Annotated in this window: 18 protein-coding genes; 13 read left to right on the forward strand and 5 right to left on the reverse strand. The window is 35.7% G+C overall.

The genetic code is table 11. The features are described from left to right. Window positions 1-81 precede the first annotated feature (81 nt). On the forward strand, window positions 82-1,080 hold the full coding sequence (locus ORI89_RS07595; protein WP_268229859.1) for a beta-ketoacyl-ACP synthase III: 999 nt from the start codon (window positions 82-84) through the stop codon (window positions 1,078-1,080). Between the two features lie 785 nt (window positions 1,081-1,865). Continuing rightward, window positions 1,866-3,251, forward strand: coding sequence for an NAD(P)-binding domain-containing protein (locus tag ORI89_RS07600; RefSeq protein ID WP_268229860.1), 1,386 nt, complete (start codon window positions 1,866-1,868; stop codon window positions 3,249-3,251). A gap of 5 nt (window positions 3,252-3,256) precedes the next feature. On the opposite strand, the gene ORI89_RS07605 is transcribed toward ORI89_RS07600, so the two are convergent. Beyond that, complete coding sequence (locus tag ORI89_RS07605; protein ID WP_268229861.1) at window positions 3,257-3,895, reverse strand: TetR/AcrR family transcriptional regulator; 639 nt, start codon at window positions 3,893-3,895, stop codon at window positions 3,257-3,259. Window positions 3,896-3,973: 78 nt separating this feature from the next. On the opposite strand from ORI89_RS07605, the gene ORI89_RS07610 reads away from it, so the two are divergent. From ORI89_RS07610 to rodA, 7 genes are all read left to right on the forward strand, one after another. Next, complete coding sequence (locus ORI89_RS07610) at window positions 3,974-4,159, forward strand: hypothetical protein (protein WP_268229862.1); 186 nt, start codon at window positions 3,974-3,976, stop codon at window positions 4,157-4,159. 448 nt (window positions 4,160-4,607) lie between these two features. Then, window positions 4,608-6,269: a M1 family metallopeptidase gene (locus ORI89_RS07615; RefSeq protein WP_268229863.1), complete on the forward strand. Its 1,662-nt coding sequence runs from the start codon at window positions 4,608-4,610 to the stop codon at window positions 6,267-6,269. A 153-nt stretch (window positions 6,270-6,422) separates the two neighbouring features. Next, window positions 6,423-7,445, forward strand: coding sequence for a rod shape-determining protein (locus tag ORI89_RS07620; protein WP_268229864.1), 1,023 nt, complete (start codon window positions 6,423-6,425; stop codon window positions 7,443-7,445). Window positions 7,446-7,533: 88 nt separating this feature from the next. After that, window positions 7,534-8,370 carry a rod shape-determining protein MreC gene (gene mreC, locus ORI89_RS07625; protein ID WP_268229865.1) on the forward strand — a complete coding sequence of 279 codons (837 nt, stop codon included), beginning with the start codon at window positions 7,534-7,536 and terminating at the stop codon, window positions 8,368-8,370. Beyond that, window positions 8,363-8,890: a rod shape-determining protein MreD gene (locus ORI89_RS07630; protein ID WP_268229866.1), complete on the forward strand. Its 528-nt coding sequence runs from the start codon at window positions 8,363-8,365 to the stop codon at window positions 8,888-8,890. The genes mreC and ORI89_RS07630 overlap by 8 nt, the downstream gene beginning before the upstream one ends. Before the next feature lie 18 nt (window positions 8,891-8,908). Then, window positions 8,909-10,870, forward strand: coding sequence for a penicillin-binding protein 2 (gene mrdA, locus ORI89_RS07635; protein ID WP_268229867.1), 1,962 nt, complete (start codon window positions 8,909-8,911; stop codon window positions 10,868-10,870). After that, complete coding sequence (gene rodA, locus ORI89_RS07640; protein ID WP_268229868.1) at window positions 10,863-12,134, forward strand: rod shape-determining protein RodA; 1,272 nt, start codon at window positions 10,863-10,865, stop codon at window positions 12,132-12,134. Before mrdA ends, rodA begins: the two co-directional genes overlap by 8 nt. A gap of 31 nt (window positions 12,135-12,165) precedes the next feature. Here rodA and ORI89_RS07645 read toward each other — a convergent pair whose 3' ends face one another. Genes ORI89_RS07645 through ORI89_RS07655 form a run of 3 tightly spaced genes read right to left on the reverse strand, consistent with a single transcriptional unit; the run spans window position 12,166 to window position 14,488 of the window. After that, entirely contained in the window at window positions 12,166-13,020 is an 855-nt protein-coding gene (locus ORI89_RS07645) for a nucleoside phosphorylase (protein WP_268229869.1), read from the reverse strand. Continuing rightward, complete coding sequence (locus ORI89_RS07650; protein ID WP_268229870.1) at window positions 13,017-13,634, reverse strand: IMPACT family protein; 618 nt, start codon at window positions 13,632-13,634, stop codon at window positions 13,017-13,019. The genes ORI89_RS07645 and ORI89_RS07650 overlap by 4 nt, the downstream gene beginning before the upstream one ends. Next, a complete protein-coding gene (locus tag ORI89_RS07655; protein ID WP_268229871.1) occupies window positions 13,631-14,488 on the reverse strand; it encodes an EamA/RhaT family transporter in 858 nt (285 codons plus the stop codon). The genes ORI89_RS07650 and ORI89_RS07655 overlap by 4 nt, the downstream gene beginning before the upstream one ends. A 544-nt stretch (window positions 14,489-15,032) precedes the next feature. Here ORI89_RS07655 and ORI89_RS07660 point away from each other — a divergent pair. The 4 genes from ORI89_RS07660 to aroC all read left to right on the forward strand — a co-directional run bounded on the left by ORI89_RS07660 (window position 15,033) and on the right by aroC (window position 19,608). Next, window positions 15,033-15,857: a prephenate dehydratase gene (locus ORI89_RS07660; protein WP_268229872.1), complete on the forward strand. Its 825-nt coding sequence runs from the start codon at window positions 15,033-15,035 to the stop codon at window positions 15,855-15,857. Between the two features lie 70 nt (window positions 15,858-15,927). Next, window positions 15,928-17,034: a chorismate mutase gene (locus ORI89_RS07665; RefSeq protein WP_268229873.1), complete on the forward strand. Its 1,107-nt coding sequence runs from the start codon at window positions 15,928-15,930 to the stop codon at window positions 17,032-17,034. Further along, window positions 17,034-18,287, forward strand: coding sequence for a 3-phosphoshikimate 1-carboxyvinyltransferase (gene aroA / locus ORI89_RS07670; RefSeq protein WP_268229874.1), 1,254 nt, complete (start codon window positions 17,034-17,036; stop codon window positions 18,285-18,287). The genes ORI89_RS07665 and aroA overlap by 1 nt, the downstream gene beginning before the upstream one ends. Window positions 18,288-18,507: 220 nt before the next feature. Then, on the forward strand, window positions 18,508-19,608 hold the full coding sequence (gene aroC, locus ORI89_RS07675) for a chorismate synthase (RefSeq protein WP_268229875.1): 1,101 nt from the start codon (window positions 18,508-18,510) through the stop codon (window positions 19,606-19,608). Between the two features lie 41 nt (window positions 19,609-19,649). Here the strand turns inward: aroC and ORI89_RS07680 are convergent, their stop codons facing one another. After that, window positions 19,650-22,067: an alpha-ketoacid dehydrogenase subunit alpha/beta gene (locus tag ORI89_RS07680; RefSeq protein ID WP_442800875.1), complete on the reverse strand. Its 2,418-nt coding sequence runs from the start codon at window positions 22,065-22,067 to the stop codon at window positions 19,650-19,652. Window positions 22,068-22,107 lie beyond the last annotated feature (40 nt).

The raw sequence follows: 22,107 nt of genomic DNA on the forward strand, positions 1-22,107 counted from the left end.
AGCAAGACCAACAATCAATAAAAGAGACAACAGAACTAAATACACACGATTTGTCTCTGGGATTACCACTATTTTACACATATGCAAACAATTACAACTTTTAAACAATACGCTTCAATAACTGCTGTTGGTGGTTATGTTCCGGAAGGTCGCAGAACAAATTCGGATTTAGAAAAAGTCTGTGAAACCTCTGATGAATGGATCGTAAAGCGTACTGGCATAAAAGAACGTCGAATTCTAGGAGAAGATTTAGCTACCTCAGATATGGCTGTAATGGCTATCCTAAATTTAGTAGATACTTATAATAAAAAATTAGAAGATATAGATGCGCTAATCGTCGCGACCTCTACCCCCGATATGTTAATGCCCGCTACAGCAAATATAATTACGAAAAAATTAGGCCTTAAAAATGTATGGGCATTTGATATGAATGCGGCATGTTCTGGTTTTTTATATGCGCTCGACATGGGAGCTTCACTTGTTGAAACCAATAGATACAAAAACGTTTTGGTCGTCGGAGCAGATAATATCAGTGCCTTTGTCAATATGGAAGACCGATCCACAAATATTCTATTTGGTGATGGAGCAGGTGTAGTATGGCTAGAACCATCTGAAGAAGTAGGTATTGTAGATGCCTTCATGCAAAGCAACGGAGAAGGTCAACAGTTTCTAAATATTGAGGCAGGAGGCTCCCTATACCCGACGCATCATAGCGATGTTGACAATCCTCAAAAATTCATCAAACAAGATGGCAAAATTGTTTTCAAACAAGCAGTTCAATCGATGAGTGATGCTTGCATCCAATTATTAAAAAACAACAATTTAACTATAAATGATGTAAACTGGCTTGTTCCACATCAAGCAAATAAAAGAATTATTGATGCTGTGGGTAAGGCTATTCATATAGCCGAAGAAAAAACATTAAGCAACATCGAATACCTAGGAAACACGATCGCTGCAACCATTCCACTTTGTATATGGGAAAATATCAAACGTCTTAACAAAGGTGACATAGTAATGCTTACAGCTTTTGGTGCTGGCTTTTCCTGGGGAGCAAGCTTATTGCGTTGGGCCATCTAAAAAAGTAAAAAAGCCTTTTCTTTTAAAAAAGAAGAGGCTTTTTTAAAACATAATAAACATCTGTAAACATACTCAATACAGATATGGTGTCATATACTTAACAATAAACTACTCCTATCCGCAATTACACCTCCCCTTAAAATCTCACACCAGCAGCCCTCCACTTTTAACATAACTTAATCAAATAACAACTATTATAACATTACAAACAATAGGATTCTCAAAATATACATTACTATTCAGCATACTTTTCGACACTTTTAGACAGCAACAAATAACATACAGAAATAACCAATATAAGAACCAGTTTTATAAAATTTATCAAGACTTTCAATAATAATTATTTGTATACCTGATCTTAATAAATTACAAAAAAGTCAGGCTACTGAAAAAATTAAAATAAGATCTTTTAAATAAAAAAAACAGCTTGATTCAAAGTAATAAAACATAATAATTATTGTAAAAAATCAGGCAAAAAAAAGCCAGTCAACAAAGAACAACTCCCGTATTAGTTAACAAATTTGCTTTTAACAGCAGAAATTAGTATCTTTGCCTTGTTGAAGGAAAAAACCGGGTATATTTCATACCTGTATAATCATCATTCAAATAAGCATTTTATTAGTCTTTTTTCCTTTCTTTTAGAGCATTAAAAACGCTCCCTTTTAGAGATTTTATTCTCTTCTAATTTCTCTTTTATTGAGAATATCTACGAATCAACAGATTCGAATTAAAACAAAATTACGAACGCCCACTTTCAATAATATGTGGGTATAAATAAGTATTATATGACAACATTTAAAATTGGTATTATTGGGGCAGGTCCTAGTGGACTAGCTATGTTAAGAGCTTTCGAATCAGAACAAAAAAAAGGCAACCCAATCCCAGAAATAAAGTGTTATGAAAAACAGGCCAATTGGGGCGGGATGTGGAACTACACATGGAGAACAGGAGTTGGTAAATACGGAGAACCTATACACGGAAGTATGTACAAATACCTATGGTCTAACGGACCAAAAGAATGTCTTGAATTTGCAGACTATACTTTCACAGAACATTTTGGACAGCCTATATCCTCATACCCACCAAGAGAAGTACTTTTCGATTATATACAGGGCCGCATTAAACAAAGTAATGCAAGAGATTACATACAATTCAATACAGTAGCACGCTGGGTTGACTACATCCCTGAAACTCAACAATTCCGTGTTGTATTCGACAACCTAGTTGAGAATGAAACCTTTGAGGAAATATTCGATTATCTAGTTGTTGGAACAGGACATTTTTCGACGCCCAACATGCCGTATTTCAAAGGAATATCAGATTTCCCTGGAGCGGTAATGCATGCACATGACTTTAGAGGGGCAGATCAATTCGTCAATCAGCGATTACTTTTAATCGGTAGTAGCTATTCTGCTGAGGATATTGCGGTGCAGTGTTACAAACATGGCGCATCTGAAATTACTATTTCATATAGATCTAACCCTATTGGCTCAAAATGGCCTAAAGGAATTAAAGAAAAACCATTGATTACACATTTTGAAGGAAATATCGCTCATTTTAAAGATGGTACTTCCGAAGAATATGATGCCGTAGTTATGTGTACCGGCTATCAACATAAATTTCCTTTTCTACCTGACGAACTACGTTTAAAAACAAAAAACTGTCTATATCCTGACAACCTCTACAAAGGTGTTGTATATCAGGAAAATGAAAAACTGATATTCTTAGGTATGCAAGACCAGTATTATACGTTTAATATGTTCGACGCCCAAGCTTGGTTTGCCAGGGATTATATGTTGGGACGAATAGAATTACCAAACAAAGAGGAGCGTCGTAAAGATATAAACAAATGGTTAAAAGGAGAGGCAAATACCACATCCGGTGAAGACCATGTTGATTTCCAGACAGACTACATTAAAGATTTAATGTCTTATACTGATTACCCTCCATTTGACCTAGATAAAGTAGCATCCATGTTTAAAAGCTGGCTAAATGATAAAGAAGAAAACATTCTAGGTTATCGTGATAAAGTTTATACTTCTGTAATGGACAATACTAAAGCTGAAAAGCATCATACAAAGTGGATGGAAGAACTCGATGATAGCTTAGAACGCTACTTAGAGGATGAAGTCATAGATGAAGAGCAACTAAGCAAAGTAAACTATTACTAAAACATTCAAATGACACTACAAAAACTCTTTAGGACAACACTAAAGAGTTTTTTTTTTTGCCACAGATTAAGATAGGGATAAAAAACACTATGCATGAAGTTACGATAGGACGCAGCTGCTGCCTGACCTGTCAAACGATCTGTAAGCTCATTATTAGACAACCAAAAATCAGATACAATAAAAATCTGCCTAGCTAAGCCCCTCCATACAAAATCAGGCAGATCATCCCGAAAAATACCCTTATCTATAAATGCCATAAAAATCTCCAAAAGCTGTATTTTTTGTCTTTCAACAAGCTCAGTATAAAGAGTTAAAATAGCAGGTACCCAATTACTTAATTCCACAAAATGAAGAAACACAAATTTATACTTAGTTATCAATCCAAAAGAAGAGTTAAATACTTCATTCATACTTGACAAGTCATGTAATGTCATCTGCCTCATGTACGAAAGCAATTCATCATACTCTTTAGCCATCTTTTCAAACAAAGCTATAATGATATCTTCTGTATGCTTGAAATGATAATGCAGATTTCCTACACTTATTCCCAAACGGTTTGCGATTGTGCGTGTGGTCACCACACGTAGCCCCTCCTCATTATAACAATCCAAAGCAGCCTGTAAAATTTTGTCTTTTGTTTGCATAATCAAAATTAGAACAATTGCTCTAATTAAAGAATAAATTGTTTAATTTTGTTTTTAATAGAAAAAGATAAATAAGATATGTCTACAAAAAAACAGAGTTGGTTGATAAGAAATTTCAAAGAAATAAAAGATACAATAGCCCCTATCTATCCAAATGACTCTAAATTCACAAAATTTCGTAAAGAAGCAGGTTTTGCCATGTTTCTAGTTTTATTATCATGCGCTACAATAGGAATTTTAATCGCCGTTTCTTTTGCTCATTAGCAAAAGACTTCTTCGATCCTTTTACTATATTCTATATATACAGTTGGTTTCTTATTCGTAGTTTTCGTCAAGCAGAGATACCGATACCAATTTTAAACAACTGGCTTACAGACTTTGTTTTTGTACCACTACTTGCACACTTTTCCCTTACTCTTTCTTATTACCTAGGATTGAATCCTAAAAAAATATCCTACCCCCTCTACCAATTGGTTATTATATCTATTTATACCTCAATTGTTTTTGAATGGCTTGCCCCTATGTATTCAAATTATAATACTGCCGATTGGATAGATGTTATTATGTACTTTGCTGGTGGGCTTTTTTATTTTCACATACATCAACCATATAGCCTGAGAAGACTTGGTCACTATCTACAATAATACAAATACATAAAGTCATCACCCTTTTATCTATCTTTAACCCATCATTTATTTCAATAAATCTACGAATGAAAAAAAATATATTTTCTTTATTATTCTTCGCTTTTATAATAATTGCTCCTTTTAATGCAAGCGCACAATTGATGATTGCTAAAGAATTATTCTCGAAAGCTGATTCTTTAAGAGGCACGCTTAATCCTTACCGTACATGCTATGATATTAAATATTATCATTTAGATGTTGAAGTAGATATTGATAATCGCTTTATTAAAGGAAGTAACCTTTTCAAATTTAAAGCTGTCGAAGATTTTAACACCTTACAATTTGATCTATTTGAAAATCTTGCTATTGAACGAGTTGTTTATCAAAATCAAGACCTAGAATTTAAACGCGAATACAATGCTGTATTTGTAGAATTTCCAGACATCATAGAGAAAAGTAAAATAGATTCATTTATTGTATATTATTCAGGAAACCCTATTTCTGCTACCAGAGCTCCTTGGGACGGTGGATTTGATTGGAAAACCGATAGCAAGGGAAAACCATGGGTAGCAACAGCCTGCCAAGGATTAGGAGCAAGTGTATGGTGGCCTAACAAAGATCACCAATCGGATGAGGTAGATAGTATGCTCATATCAATCACTGTCCCCCAAGACTTAATGAATGTTTCTAATGGACGCCTTATAAAAACAGAAAAGCTAGCAAATAATAAAGTGAAATATCATTGGAAAGTAGTCAATCCAATTAACAACTATAATGTAGCAATAAATATTGGCGATTATGCTCATCAACAAGAGGTTTATCATGGAGAAAATGGACCTTTAACAATTGATTATTATGTATTAAAAGAAAACATAAACAAAGTAGAACATCTTCGCAAAAATGCGAAAGAGACACTCGCCGCTTTCGAACATTGGTTTGGTCCTTACCCTTTTTACGAAGATGGTTACAAATTAATTGAAACAGCACATCTCGGAATGGAACACCAAAGCGCAGTCGCATATGGAAATAAATTTCAAAACGGGTATCTTGGACGAGATGGTTCAAATACTGGCTGGGGACTTAAATGGGATTTTATAATTGTTCATGAGTCCGGGCATGAGTGGTTTGGAAATAACATAACTTCTAAAGATTTAGCAGACATGTGGATACATGAAAGTTTCACCAATTACTCCGAATCATTATTTATTGACTATCACTATGGAAAATCAGCAGGCCAAGAGTATATATATGGAAATCGAAAAGGTATTCTTAATAACAGCCCCTTACAGGGACCATTTGGCGTAAACAAAGAAGGATCCTCTGACATGTATCTAAAAGGTGGGGTTTTCTTAAATATGTTACGAACTATCATCAATGATGATGAAAAATGGCGTTATATTCTAAGAAAAATGAACGCAACCTTCTACCATAAAACTGTTGATTATAATGATATTATTCAATTCATAAATCAAGAAAGTGATACTGACCTTAGTTCCGTTTTCGAACAATATGTAAAACATAAAAGTCTTCCAATGCTTGAGGTCAAAAAAACAAAAAATGGAGCTATTCAAGCTCGCTGGATTGCCGAAGCTGAAAACTTCATCATGCCTATACATTTAGGTGTAAAAGGTCAACCTCTAAAGCGCTATACAATCAACAATAAAATGCAAACACTCCCCCTAAAAATAGAAGATTTTGAAGAAATAGACATAGATTTATTTAATTATTACATAGGAGTTCTGAAGTAATAAATAACCTACAGAGACACGTGAACGTGAACACAGTAAGCTTGCACCAAACAAAGAAAAATAACCTGTTTTTTTCATCACTAACTGATGGATAAAACCATTTATTTTACTTAGGTTTGTATTTCATTTAAAAACAAGACAACACATCACCAAATGGGGTTATTCAACTGGTTTACGCAAGAAATTGCTATTGATTTGGGTACTGCTAACACCCTAATTATTCATAATGATAAAGTAGTAGTTGACGAACCTTCTATTGTTGCTTTTGACCGCACGACAAATAAAGTAATTGCTATCGGACGTCAGGCAATGCAGATGGAAGGTAAGACACATGACAATATAAGAACGGTAAGACCACTGCGCGATGGTGTAATAGCTGATTTTACTGCAGCCGAACATCTAATTCGTGGAATGGTTAGACTAGTAAACAAAGGAAAATCTTGGTTTTTCCCATCTTTACGCATGGTTGTTTGTATACCATCTGGCATTACAGAGGTAGAAAAACGTGCCGTTAGAGATTCTGCAGAAATTGCTGGGGCTAAAGAAGTCTATCTTATACATGAACCTATGGCTGCTGCTGTAGGAATAGGTATAGATGTAGAAGAACCAGTTGGTAACATGATTATAGATATCGGTGGTGGAACAACTGAAATTGCTGTAATAGCATTATCAGGTATAGTCTGTGATCAATCCATTCGTGTTGCTGGAGATAATTTTGACTCCGATATTATTCAATATATCCGCCGCCAACATAATATTATGATCGGCGAACGAACAGCTGAAAAAATTAAAATAGAGGTAGGGGCTGCACTCCCTGAATTGCATGATGCTCCCGAAGACTTTGCTGTACAGGGACGAGATTTAATGACAGGCATTCCTAAACAAATTACAGTATCCTACACAGAAATTGCACACTGTTTAGATAAATCAATTTCTAAAATCGAGGAGGCTATACTGAAAGCTTTAGAAATTACGCCTCCTGAGCTATCTGCTGATATCTACCAAACAGGAATTTACCTCACAGGGGGAGGCGCACTACTACGTGGCCTAGATAAACGTATTCAAGCAAAAACAAAACTACCCGTACACATCGCAGAAGACCCGCTTCGTGCCGTGGTAAGAGGTACTGGAATTGCTTTAAAAAATACAGGTAGATTTAAATTTTTAATGCAATAAACTTAATAAAGAAATGTTGCGCGATATAAATCCGATTTTTTTCAACATTATATCGCGCATCCACTTATAAAGATTACGGACAAAAAACATGAAAAACCTTTGGCTCTTTCTTATAAGATATAATGCGATCTTTTGGTTTATCTTGTTTTTTAGCATTTCTATCTTTTTAGTCATCCGTAATAACAACTATCAAAAGTCCTCATTCGTCAACTCATCGAACATTATTGTAGGCTCTTTCTACGAAAAAACCAACTCTTGGAAAAGCTACCTAATGCTAAATGAAACTAATGAAGCACTAGCACAAGAAAATGTGTTGCTACGCCAAAGAATTCAAGCTTTGGTTGAAAAGAACAACTTACTAGATAGTATCAATATCAAAGATAGTATAGACTATACACGGTATAGCTTTATTATAGCGAAGGTCGCAAACAATAGTATCCACAGAAAAAACAATTACCTAACTTTAGATAAGGGAGCGCTGGATGGTGTAGAAAGTGGTATGGGCGTAATTACATCCAACGGTATTGTAGGCATTGTGCTTAATACTTCAGATCATTTTAGCTCTGTACAGTCTCTTTTGCATCCTGACAGCAAAATATCCGTAACGCTCGACAGCTCATTAGTCTTTGGTTCTTTGGTTTGGGGCAATAATATAGACTCCCGCTTTGCTATGGTCCGAGACATCCCCAATCATGTACATGTACAAAAAGGCGAAAAAGTTTTTACCTCTGGCTATTCTCTTTTTCCTTCTGGCATCTATGTTGGAGAAGTTATAGAAACAGGAATTACATCAGGTGAAAGTTTTCTAGACTTAAAGATCAAATTATCTACAGACTTCAATAACTTGCACCACGTTTATATTGTAAAAGACCTATTTGTGGAAGAAAAAGAAGATCTTGAGCAACTAAATTTCGGCAATGGGTAGAGTATTCATTAATAATGTTATTCGTTTCATAATAGTATTACTAATACAAATAATACTATTTAAAAACATAGGCTACTACAATATTGCAGCTGCATTTCCTTACATTTTTTTCATCCTCTTTTTACCAATTGGGCTCCCTAATTTCCTGCTATTCCTGATCGCATTCTTAACAGGATTGTCAATAGATGCTTTTTACGATAGTATAGGAGTACACGCTTGTGCATGTATTGCTCTTGCACTTTTTAGAATACTATACCACAAAATAACATTAGAAATGGATATAAAAGACTCCTATAATACCCCTTCATTATCAGAAATGGGGTTTAAGTGGTTTCTTCCCTATGTTCTTTTAGGTACACTGACCCATCATTTCACCCTTTTTTTAGTAGAGTCTTTTTCTTTTACAAACATTTTACACGTCTTATTCAGTATCGTAATAAGTAGTATCTTTACATCATTAGTAATTTTATTAATGGCTTTACTCGTTTATCGGAAAAAGTCACGCATTGGGAACATTTAAAACAGGAACTTAACGTTCATGAATAGTTTTTTCGCACGTAAATATGTAATACAGGGGATTTTCATCGCTGTGACCTTAATAATCATAGCGAGACTTTTTTATATTCAAATTATAGACGATTCTTACCTACTTTCAGCGAATAACAATGTTCTTCGCAAAGTTGTTGTCTACCCTGCCCGTGGTGTAGTATTTGACAGAAATGGAGAAGTATTAGTTCAAAATGAACCCGTATACGACTTACTTGTTACCCCTATAGAAGCAAAAGATATAGATACGGTATTATTATGCAATCTTATTGATATTGATGTAAAGGGATATGAGTCAAGGATGAAGAAAGCCCGTTCACACTCCCCTTATCGCGCTTCTATTTTCGAAAAACAACTATCTGCAACAACTTACGCAAAGCTACAAGAACATCTATATAAGCTGAGAGGCTTTTATGTACAAAATCGAACCGTCAGAAGTTATCCAGACAGTATTGCTCCTCAACTTCTAGGCTATATTCAGGAGGTAAATGATAAAAACATTGAGGATTCTAAAGGTTTTTATAGACCAGGTGATTATATCGGGGCAAGTGGTATAGAACGCTCTTATGAACATTTGCTCAGAGGTCAACGTGGAGTTAAAAATCAAATGGTTGATGCTCTTAACAGACCCCAAGGCATATTTATGGAAGGAAAGTACGACACCCTGGCCATCTCGGGAGAGGGTCTTATAGCTACATTAGATTTAAAGCTCCAACGGCTTGGAGAAGAATTAATGAAAGGTAAAATGGGTTCGATTGTAGCGATAGAACCATCAACTGGTGAAATATTAAGCTTCGTAAGTGCTCCTTCCTATGATCCCAACATGATGGTAGGTCGCCAGCGAGGTAATAATTACATGAAATTACTAGATGATCAGACCAAACCCATGTTTATACGTCCTATTCAGGCATCTTACCCCCCAGGATCAATATTTAAAGTCGTAGCTGCACTTACTGCGCAACAAGCCGGAGTCATTGATGAGCATACAGTCTTCAATTGCCCAGGCGGTTATAGTTATGGTGGGGGACGTGGGTTTATGCGCTGTGCAGGAGGTGTCCATGGCTCAATGAGTCTCATTAGGTCTATTCAAACGTCCTGCAATACTTATTATGGTCATGCTTACGCTAGAATGATCGATTCACGTGGAATGCCTAGACCACAAGCTTATGATTTATGGCGTGATGCAATGTTAAAATTTGGTTTAGGCATAAAGTTAGGAATTGATCTTCCAGGAGAGCAACCTGGATTAATAGCAACATCCGAATATCATACAAAAAGATACGGAAATGACAAATGGACATCTAGCTTCAACATATCGCAATCTATCGGTCAGGGCGCTTTAGGGATCACTCCTTTACAAATGGCCAATATAGTTGCAATTGTTGCTAATAGAGGCTTTTATTACAGACCACATCTAGTAAAAGGCATAGGAGAAGATCGCAAAGTCAAACCTGAGTTTACTGAAAAAATAAGTGCTGGAGTTGATGCGAAATATTATGAGCCAGTAATTGAAGGAATGAGCCGTGCAGTATCACAAGGAACCGCACGTAGCGTAAGGATTCCAGATGTAGAAATGTGCGCAAAAACTGGAACAGTACAAAACCCACATGGTGAAAACCATGCAGTATTTTTCGCCTTTGCACCAAGAGAAAACCCTAAAATAGCAATAGCAGTTTTTGTTGAAAATGCTGGCTATGGAGGTACATGGGCTGGGCCAATTGCTAGCATGATGATTGAAAAATATCTTAAAGATACTATTACACTTCCTAAATATATACAAGATCGTATTTATAATGCGAATTTCTTACCAAAACCCAAACCTACAGAAGTAAAACAGGAAGACACTAAAAACAAGCAACAAGATAAAAAAGTAAACACACAAGCTCATGTGGCTACAAATGAAAAAAAAGAGTATTATGTACACCACAGTCAAATAAGAAAATATTATGAATAAGCTTGGTGAAAACTCATTCTTCGGTCGTATAGACTGGTTAATGGTCTTTGTATGGCTTGCCTTATGCATTATCGGTTGGTTTAATATTCATGCAGCAGTATACGACGCTGCACAACCTGGATTATTTAATCTGGCGACAAATTATGGCAAACAATCTCTGTATATATTCACGGCTCTAATTATTGGTTTTTCTATTTTAATTATTGATGAAAAATTTTTTATTTCTTCAGCTCCTATTATATATTTTATTGTTATCCTACTTCTAATAGCTGTACTAATTGTCGGAAGAAATGTTGGAGGAAATCAAGCCTGGATACCTATCGGTAGCTTTCGTTTACAACCCTCTGAATTTGGAAAACTAGCGACTTGCCTTTTATTAGCTTTTTATCTAAGTAGTCAAACCAATAAGAATCCCGATTTAAAAACGTTAGCTATAGCATCTTTAATAATTCTTTTTCCTGTCGCCTTAGTGATGCTACAACCAGACACAGGTTCAGCATTAGCATTTTTCGCTCTTATTTTTGTACTTTATAGAGAAGGTTATGTTGGCACAAATCTACTCTTACTTGGAGGTTTAGCAATCATTCTCTTTGTCTTATCTTTACTTTTTAATCAATGGGCTATTATAGGGACAATAGCTATAATAAGTATACTCTTCGGCTATTTACTGCGAAAAAAAAGAAAATATTTGATCAATATTGGAATCGTATTTATAGCCTCGTCAATTTATGTCCTTTGTGTAGATTTTGCATACGAACATATCTTACAATCGCACCAGAGAAACCGTATTGATATTATCCTGGGTAAGATGGATGACCCAAGAGGACAAGGCTATAATTTAAATCAATCAAAAATCGCTATCGGATCAGGTCAGCTCTTTGGTAAAGGCTACTTGCAAGGAACGCAAACAAAATACAACTTCGTACCTGAACAAAGTACAGACTTTATTTTCTGCACTATAGGTGAAGAGTGGGGCTTTATCGGTAGTGTAATCCTTGTTGGGCTCTATTTATTATTATTATTACGACTTCTACACATCGCCGAACGTCAACGAACAGCCTTTGCAAGAATATATGCCTATGGTGTAGCATCCATACTATTTTTTCATTTTTTTATAAATATCGGCATGACCATAGGTATTGTCCCGGTCATTGGTATTCCACTTCCCTTTATCAGCTACGGAGGTTCATCTTTATGGAGTTTCACTATATTACTTTTCATATTATTACGATTCGATTCTCGACGAAAAGGTCTTAATGGCTAAATTCAAGCAAACAATAACGTGCACACCTCTTTTAAATTCTATTCAACACATAACGGATCGCATTATCCATTACCTCTTGTGGATTTTCACAAAACGTATCATGAATTCTACTGGCTAAAATTACATTTATAGAGATGGCTCTATGTCCCAACATATTTGCCATCGCATAGATACCCGCAGTTTCCATTTCTAAATTAGTTATACTACGTTTACCGACTTTTAAACTGTTAGCTTTAGCAATCAATTCGGGATATTGATTAATTGATCGTAAAGTTCGTCCCTGTGGACCATAAAAGCCTGGCGCTGTCATCGTAATACCTTTTGGTAAATCAACAGCAAATTGACGCAAAAGATTTTTCGAAGCTTTCCCGACATATGGGGCAAATGTTAATCCCTCAAAATGACGCTTAACAGCTCTTTTAATTTTTTTTTCTTTAAGATTATAGTCCTTAACATAAAACTGCATTAATGCATCAAATCCTACCGCATATTCACTAGCCAACATCGTCCCAATTTTTATATCACCTTGAATTGATCCTGACGTTCCGATCCGAATAATATCAAGTCGAGTTAAATCTTCTTTAAGCATGCGGGTAGAGAAATCAATATTTACCAAGGCATCGATTTCGTTAAAAACAATATCAATATTATCTGTTCCTATACCGGTAGATATAACAGACACACGCTTACCTCGTAAAATCCCAGTATGCGTAACAAACTCTCTCCTTCCCTTTTTCACCTCAATATTATCAAAATATTTCGATATAGCGGGAACTCTATCCGGATCACCAACAAAAATAATAGTCGTTGCTAAATCTTCCGGCAACAGGTTTAAATGGTAAACACTACCATCACCATTAAGAATAAGCTCTGCATCTGAAATCATAATGTAGTTAAATAAGTATACCTGATCTCCTCCATCTTATCAAGCCGCCCAATTACTTGGTTAACTTGCATTTTTCGAACCTCGACATCAATAAAACAAGTATTATCAAATTGTTGTTTTAAAATAGATAAGTTTTCTTCTTTTATCAAGCGCATCACATCATTCATCTGTACATAATCAAATTCAATCCGATAAACGTCATTAACAGTCTTCTCTACAATTTCAGCATTATCTAATGCTTCTTGTGTAGCTATTTTGTATGCATTAATAAGACCTGGAACACCTAATAGCGTCCCACCAAAATATCGCACAACAATCACAATAACATTCGTAATATCACGTGACAACAGTACATTTAAAATTGGTCTACCTGCTGTTCCTGACGGTTCTCCATCATCATTAACTCTAAATATTGTCCGATCAGGAGTCAATCTATAAGCCCAACAATAATGCCTGGCCTTTGGGTGTAATGCTTTTAAATCTGCTATTTGATCTTTTAAGTAGCTTTCATCTTTAAAAGGATAAGCATAAGCTATGAACTTGCTCCCTTTATCTCTAAACAAGCCTTCAGACGGTTTTTCTATTGTTAAAAATGTATCTTCAAATAAACTCACAAATATGTAATTAAGAAAATGGCTATAATAGCCAAAATTAACCCAAATTGATTGATTTTACTAAGCTTTTCTTTAAACAGAAATATCCCTATGAGACCACCCAACACAATTACACCAATATTCATACTCAGAAAAACAATTGATGGATTATCTGGCAGTGAGCGGTGAGCCTTCATGTAAAGAAAAATATTTCCGAAATTAAATACCCCCATTAGTAAACCCCAAATTATTGTCTTTATCATTATCCTATTTTTTAAAACAAAAAACTGATACAACAAAATCACAAACGATACAAGCATGGCCAAAAGAAACACAATAAACATAGAGGTAATATAGGGTACTGCTTCATACTGCGCAATCTGTTTGAACAAAACATCTATTATGCCCATTCCACCAAACACCATTAACGGATACAAACCAACATACTTAGTCCGTCCTGTCCTTTTTTGTTTCCAATCAATTGAACAGAAAACTGCTGTTAAGCCTACTAAGAGCCCTAAAAGCTTACTGCTCTGTAAATTTTCCTGAAATAAAAAATAAGATGCTAATAATGGTATAAAAATAGACATACGCTGTGCAACATCAGTTTTCACAATACCACTATGCCGAATTGATAAAGCAATCAATAGAAAAAGAGTAGGTAATAAAATAGCTAAAGGAGCATACAAATAGTATGGATAATCATTTATATTAATAAAATAAAAATCTGATCCCCAAAAATAATATGTTAGAAGAACCGTTATTGGATAATTCAATAATACCATTTGCTGCACATCTATTTGCCTTTTCTGAGCCAGCTTTATGATTACACTAACAATAACACTACAACACACACTAAAAAAAACGTACAACATATATAACCTCATTATTTTGAACAATAGTACAAAAAGCTCCTGTTATAACAAGGTTTAAGCTATTTATTTTCCATCTCATTTGAATAAAACGACTAAAAATGACGTAATAATCAGTAAAAAAACAAGGAAAAACCATGATGAAATCAACAATAAAAACACAACAAAATCAACGTAAAAACAACAACAAAAACGACAAATAACTACACTTAAAAATACAAAAACCTAAAAACAAGGTAATTAACAAACTAAATAAAAGAAAAACAAAACGAAATAAGCCCCAAAAAACAACCAAAAAAAACACACAAAATCACATGATATTTAATATTTTTTTAAAAACATTTTGCATATATAAATAATACTCTTACTTTTGGAGTGTAGAAAATACGACATGATAAAACAAACAATATATTTTTTCTTTGGTTACTTTTATTTTAGCAATAAAAGCAGGGATTAATATGTTTGTAATTAGATAAACAAAAAAGGTCCCAACTATAAATTGGGACCTTTTTTGTTAAACGGCATTTTAAAAGGACAAATCAAAGAAATGAAAACAAAAATCGCTATTCAAGGCGTTAGAGCCTCCTTCCACGAAGAAGCTGCTTTAAAGTATTTCGGAGAAGATATTGAAACTATTGAGTGTGACTCTTTCAAAAAAACATGCGAAATATTAAAACAAGGCAAAGCAGACTATGTAGTTATGGCTATTGAAAACTCTATTGCAGGAAGTATTTTGCCAAACTATAATTTATTACGTGACTATCGTTTTCATATCGTAGGTGAGGTACATTTAAATATACAACAAAACCTTCTAGTTCTTCCTGGCGTTAAACTTTCCGATATAAAATTTGTGGAGTCACATCCTATTGCTATCCGCCAATGTGACGAATTCCTAAGTGATTACCCCGAATGGATAGTAAAAGAAGGTATGGACACCGCAGCCTGTGCAAAAGGAATTGCAGAGAATAAACTAACCAATACAGCTGCTGTAGCAAGCTTATTAGCAGCAAAGCTATATGGATTAGAAGTATTAGAAAGACGCATAGAAACCAATAAAAAGAATGCAACACGTTTTCTGATACTAGCCAATGAGGTTATTGAAGTTAAAAATGCAAACAAAGCTTCTCTATCATTTCAGACAGGAAATACTGTCGGTGCACTTGCAACTATACTACAATGCTTTGCTGAGCAAAATGTCAACCTCAGTAAAATACAATCTATGCCAGTTGTTGGCAGAAGAAATGAATATGACTTCTATGTAGATGTAGAGTGGAAAAAACAAAGCGATTATGACGCTGCTATCCGTAAAGTACTTAAACACTCTGTAAACTTCAACATTATGGGAGAGTATATAAAAAACGAAAGAGTGTAAAATTAAAAAAACTCAAGTTGAATATAGTCACAAAAGAATTATAATTGATAACAAGAAATAATAAAATAAAATGAAAAACATCCTAAACATCACTCCTTTAAGCTCCTGGATCAATACAGGAGATCAACCTTTAATTATCTCTGGTCCTTGTAGTGCAGAAACAGAAGAACAAGTTCTATCTACCGCACATTTATTAGCAAATACAGGTAAAGTACATGTTTTACGTGCAGGTATTTGGAAACCACGGACACGTCCTGGAGAATTTGAAGGAATAGGAAGCATTGGATTAGAATGGCTTAAAAAAGCTAAACAAGAAACAGGTCTATTAACAGCTACAGAGGTCGCAACAGCTAAACATGTTGAAGAAGCATTAACGGCAGGAATTGATATCTTATGGATTGGTGCACGTTCTACGGCAAACCCCTTTACTGTACAAGAAATTGCGGATGCTTTAGTTGGTGTTGATATCCCTGTATTTGTTAAAAACCCAATCAACCCAGACTTTGCTCTATGGCTAGGAGCATTAGAGCGTATCAATCGTGCGGGAATTACTAAATTAGGTGCTATACACCGAGGATTCTCCTCTTTTGAAAAAACAGCTTTCAGAAATGAGCCGATGTGGGATATAGCTATTCAGTTAAAATCAGCTTGTCCAGATCTACCGATTATCAATGATCCAAGCCATATTTGTGGTAATAGAGAACTTATCCCTTATATTTCACAAAAAGCAATGGATATGGATCTACAAGGCTTGATTATTGAATCTCACATTGACCCGTCTGTTGCGTGGACAGATGCAAAGCAACAAATTACACCGGCCGCACTTGCAGAAATGTTAGACAACCTTGCTGTGCGTCGCCCTGCTTCGGATAACCCTATATTTGAAGACCAATTAGCAGATCTTCGTAAACAAATTGATAAATTAGACGATACCATTATCCAGCAAATTGGAGAACGTATGAAAATAGCCGAAAAAATAGGCGAATACAAAAGAGACAACAACGTTACAATACTACAAGTAAACCGTTGGGATGAAATTGTTGAAAAAAGATTACAACTTGCTAGAGCTCTTCGTTTAAGCGATGACTTTGCGTCAAAATACTTAGAACTTTTACATAACGAATCTATTAGAAAACAAAACGAAATAATGAATACTAAACCTGTTGCGGAGGCGTAATGAAGATAGAACACATCAAGCTATCTCATGCAACAAAAAAGATAAATGGTACGGTTCAACTTACTGGTTCTAAATCAGAAAGTAACCGTGCTCTTATCATTCAAGCTTTAAGTCATGGAATAGTTAATATTGAAAACCTTTCAGACGCTGCTGATACAGAAATAATGACAGCATCCTTGCAACTAGCACAGCAGAACCCTAAAGACACTATAAAAACTATAGATATAGGTCCAGCTGGAACTGCCATGCGCTTCCTAACATCCTTTCTTACTTTGGCTGAGGGAAAGTTCATACTAACAGGTACTGAACGTATGCAACAACGCCCCATAGGTATCTTGGTAGAAGCCTTATCTAGTTTAGGAGCAAATATTAGTTACCAGAATAAAGAAGGCTATCCACCAATAAAAGTGGAGGGAGGATTCCAACAAATTAAATCAGAAGTTTTAGTACAAGGAAATATTAGTAGTCAATATATTTCTTCCCTGCTTCTTATCGCATCCTCTTTAGAAAAAGGTTTAAAGATAAACATTCAAGGAGAATTAACTTCTCGTCCTTATGTCACGATGACATTGGACATGCTTAAAGAAGCTGGAGTAACACACAAATGGTCAGAAAACGCAATACAAATAGACGCACAAAATTTTAAGCATACTACTATTTTTGTAGAACCTGATTGGAGCGCGGCTTCTTATTGGTACTCAATCGTAGCACTTTCTGACAAGGGCGAGATTTTACTACCTGGTTTAAAAGAAAAAAGCTTACAAGGAGACAGCGCTATCATAGAAATAATGAGTCACTTCGGTGTAAAGAGTCATTTCTCTAAAGAAGGTTTACATATCAAAAAAACAGAGGCCATTTCTGATAAAACCCTTTTCGATTTTAAAGAATGTCCTGATTTAGCGCAAACAATCGTAGCCTTAACTGCAGCTCTCAAACGTGATATTTCTATAACAGGTGTAGAAACACTAAAGATTAAAGAAACAGATCGACTAAATGCTTTAAAAATCGAAATAGCAAAGTTCGGTGCTGAATTAATAACTGAAGGAGACATCTACCATGTAAAAACGGATAAAGTATACAAGCCAGATACATTGACATTCGACACTTACGAAGATCATAGAATGGCTATGGCCTTCGCTCCTCTCGCTTTAATTTTTAATGAAGTTAATATTAATGAACCTGAAGTAGTTAATAAATCATACCCAGCGTTTTGGGATCATTTACAACAACACGGTTTTCAGATCGAGAAGTAAAAGAACGATAAATCCAGCATTAATATAAATGAGAACATATTTAATGCTGGACTTTTATTAACAACAATAAAGCGTACATCTTACTAGAAAAACATAAATCTTGAAACCACTTTCTATTCAGGAACAATTCAAGGAAACGACAAAAAGTAATGCATAAATCACTATAAAGACGCTATGTCTTACTTTCAATTCGGTATATTTACAATATTTTTATAGAACTATGGCTGGAAATACATTTGGCAAACTTTTTACAATAACGACATTCGGTGAGTCACACGGTAAAGCTATTGGCGTTATTATTGACGGCTGCCCTCCAAATATTGAAATAAACGAAGAGTTTATCCAAAGCGAATTAGACAAGCGCCGACCGGGACAATCAAAAATTACAACGCAACGAAAAGAAAGTGATACTGCACAAATCCTCTCAGGAGTTTTTGAAGGAAAATCTACAGGCACGCCTATTTCTATTCTAATCCCAAATGAAGACCAACGCTCAAAAGACTATTCACATATAGCTGATAAGTACCGCCCCTCACACGCGGACTATACTTATCAACAAAAATATGGTATTAGAGATTATAGAGGAGGAGGACGCTCATCTGCCCGAGAAACAGCTGCCCGGGTAGCTGCAGGTGCAGTCGCTAAACTATTTTTAAAACAAAAAGGAATAGATATTTTCGCTCACGTTTCATCAGTTGGAACTATTAACTCGCCTAATTTAGACACTACTGATCTTAATCGGCTAACTGAAGTAAGAGAATCAAACATTGCCCGTTGTGCCGACCCGGCTACTGCTAATGAAATGATCACGCTTATTGATAATGTTAGAAAGGCAGGAGATACAATAGGTGGGAAAATTTCTACCATCGTTCGAAACGTACCTGTCGGACTTGGCGAACCGGTTTTCGATAAGCTACATGCCGATTTAGCTAAGGCAATGCTTAGCATAAATGCCGTACATGGTTTTGAATATGGTTCAGGATTCAGTGGCTCAGAAATGAGAGGATCAGAACATAACGATATCTTTCTGAAAGTAAATAATGAAGTAAGAACAGTCACAAATTATTCAGGAGGTATACAAGGTGGCATCTCCAACGGTATGGATATTATGTTTCGCACAGCTTTTAAACCTGTTGCTACCATCATGCGTGATCAACAAACGCTCAATCAAGAAGGAGAAGAAACAACAATATCTGGCAAAGGCCGTCACGATCCCTGTGTAGTGTCGAGAGCGGTTATCATTGTAGAAGCTATGACAGCCTTAGTATTGGCAGACCAAATGCTACGTTTTCAGGCCTATACAAAAGCTAATACGCAATAAAATTCAACTGCCAATAGATAATATAAATGAATACCCTAAGCTCAAAAGAGTTTAGGGTATTCATTTACATTATAATCACTCATCATCGCATAAACGGTCTCAACAACATCATCAGCCGATGGTTTAGCAAAGTAATCTCCATCCGAACCATAAGGAGGTCTATGTGCTTGAGCAGACAAGGTTCGCGGCTCACTATCTAACAAATAATAACCTCTCTGTTTTTCCAATACCTCACGCATTATAAATGCACTTGCACCTCCGGGAAAATCTTCATCAACAACAAGTAATTTATTTGTCTTACCTAATGAGTCTACGCAAAGTTGCTTTTTATCAAAAGGTTGTAGACACTGTATATCTATAATTTCTATAGATATACCCATACGTTCCAACTCAATAGCAGCTTCTTGCACAACTCGTAAAGTTGAACCGTAAGACACAACAGTCATATCTTGTCCTTGACGGATTAATTCAGCTTCACCAATAGGAACTGTAAATTCTCCCACATTATCAGGCATTCTTTCCTTCAACCTATAACCGTTCAAACATTCAACAACCACTGCCGGCTCATCACTTCGAAGAAGAGTATTATACATACCCGCAGCTTGAGTCATATTTCTAGGAACACAAATATGCAAACCACGTAGTGATCCCAACAAAACAGTCATTGGCGAACCAGAGTGCCAAACTCCTTCTAGTCTATGTCCACGAGTCCTTATAATTACGGGGGCCTTCTGAGTTCCTTTCGTTCGGTAACTCAAACTTGCTAAATCATCACTAATAACCGGCAAAGCGTAGATAAGATAATCTAAATACTGAATTTCAGCAATTGGTTTCAACCCTCGCAATGCTAATCCTATTCCTTTCCCCACAATAACCGACTCCCTAATGCCGGTATCAAAAATACGCTCTTTTCCAAATTTATCCTGCAAACCCGCAAATCCCTGATTAACATCTCCTATTTTGCCCACATCTTCACCAAACGCAAAAATACGTTCATCCCTAATAAAATTAGCTTCAAAACAAGCATTTAAAATCTCTCGACCATCTACCTGTTTTGCTTGTTCAGTATAAATTACATCGACCATTTGGGCACTGCCAGCACTATCTAACGATGATGTAAAAAGCTTATCATTATAACGCTCTTCGTTCTTTTGTATCTTAGTCTTATACCAAGACAATAAATTATCTTTTTCTACGGATTGTACTCCCCTAAGCTCCCTGATAGCTCTCCGTACATTTCCATAAATTTCCTTTAGAGAAGGTTCCGCTAAAGATTGCAATGTTTTCAACGGCAAATCAATTGCTACATGTTCAATCCTAGACAATACAGCTATAGCTTCTTTAAGATCTACATTCAAAGTACTATTATAGTCACTCCATGCCCTCCTTTGTTCTTTACGAACAAACTCTTGTGCATCTTTTTCAATGATAGCTAGCTGTTCTGCAGAAGCAATACCTGATGAAAGAATCCACTCTTTCATTTTTAAGTTACAATCATGTGTACTTTCCCACTCTAAACGCTCTTTAGACTTATAACGTTCATGAGATCCAGAAGTAGAGTGTCCCTGAGGCTGAGTCATTTCAGTCACGTGTATCAGGCAAGTAATGTGATCCTCTCGAGCGTACTTTACTGCAAGTTCATAAACCTCACACAAAGCTGGATAGTCCCAGCCCTTTACTTTAAAAATTTCTATTCCATTCCCTCCATTCTCACGCTGAAACCCCTTCATTGCTTCCGAGATATCTCCCTTAGCAGTTTGCACTTCATTGGGTACAGATATTCCATAACCATCATCCCATATAGACAATACAACGGGCACTTGCTTAACAGCCATGGCATTTACTGACTCCCAAAATACGCCTTCTGAAGTAGCAGCATTCCCTATCGTACAAAAGACAACTTCATCTCCATTATTAGAAAAATAATTCAAATAAGCTAAATCCGAATTATTTCTGTATATTTTAGAAGCCAATCCTAGCCCCACTGTTCTAGCCATCTGCCCACCTGTAGTCGAAATATCAGAAGCCGAGTTTTTTTGTAACATTTGGTTTAACCACTGTCCTTTCTCATCAACTAAATGCGTAGAAAAGTGACAAGGCATTTGTCGCCCAGCAGATGATACATCCGCTTTTATATCAGGATTTGCGTACAACTGTGAAAAAAAACTATAAACATCAGATATACCTGTAGCAAACGCTAGAGTTTGATCACGGTAATATCCCGAACGCCAATCACCGTCTTTAAAAACTTTTGATAGTGCAATTTGAGCCAACTCTTTCCCGTCACCAAAAATCCCAAACTTTCCTTTACCCGTTAAGACCTCCCTTCTCCCCAACAGACTTACAGCACGGCTTTCTACAGCTTGTTTATAATCGTTTAAAATGATCTCTCGAAAGTCGTCAAAGCTTATTTTTGACGTGTCAAAATCATTGTTTGTTTTCATGGTAATAGTAGACATATCTAACCTATGGTTTCAGCAAAAGTACTAAAATATACGT

It is taken from the genome of Sphingobacterium sp. UT-1RO-CII-1 (assembly GCF_026711005.1).
GTDB lineage: Bacteria > Bacteroidota > Bacteroidia > Sphingobacteriales > Sphingobacteriaceae > Sphingobacterium.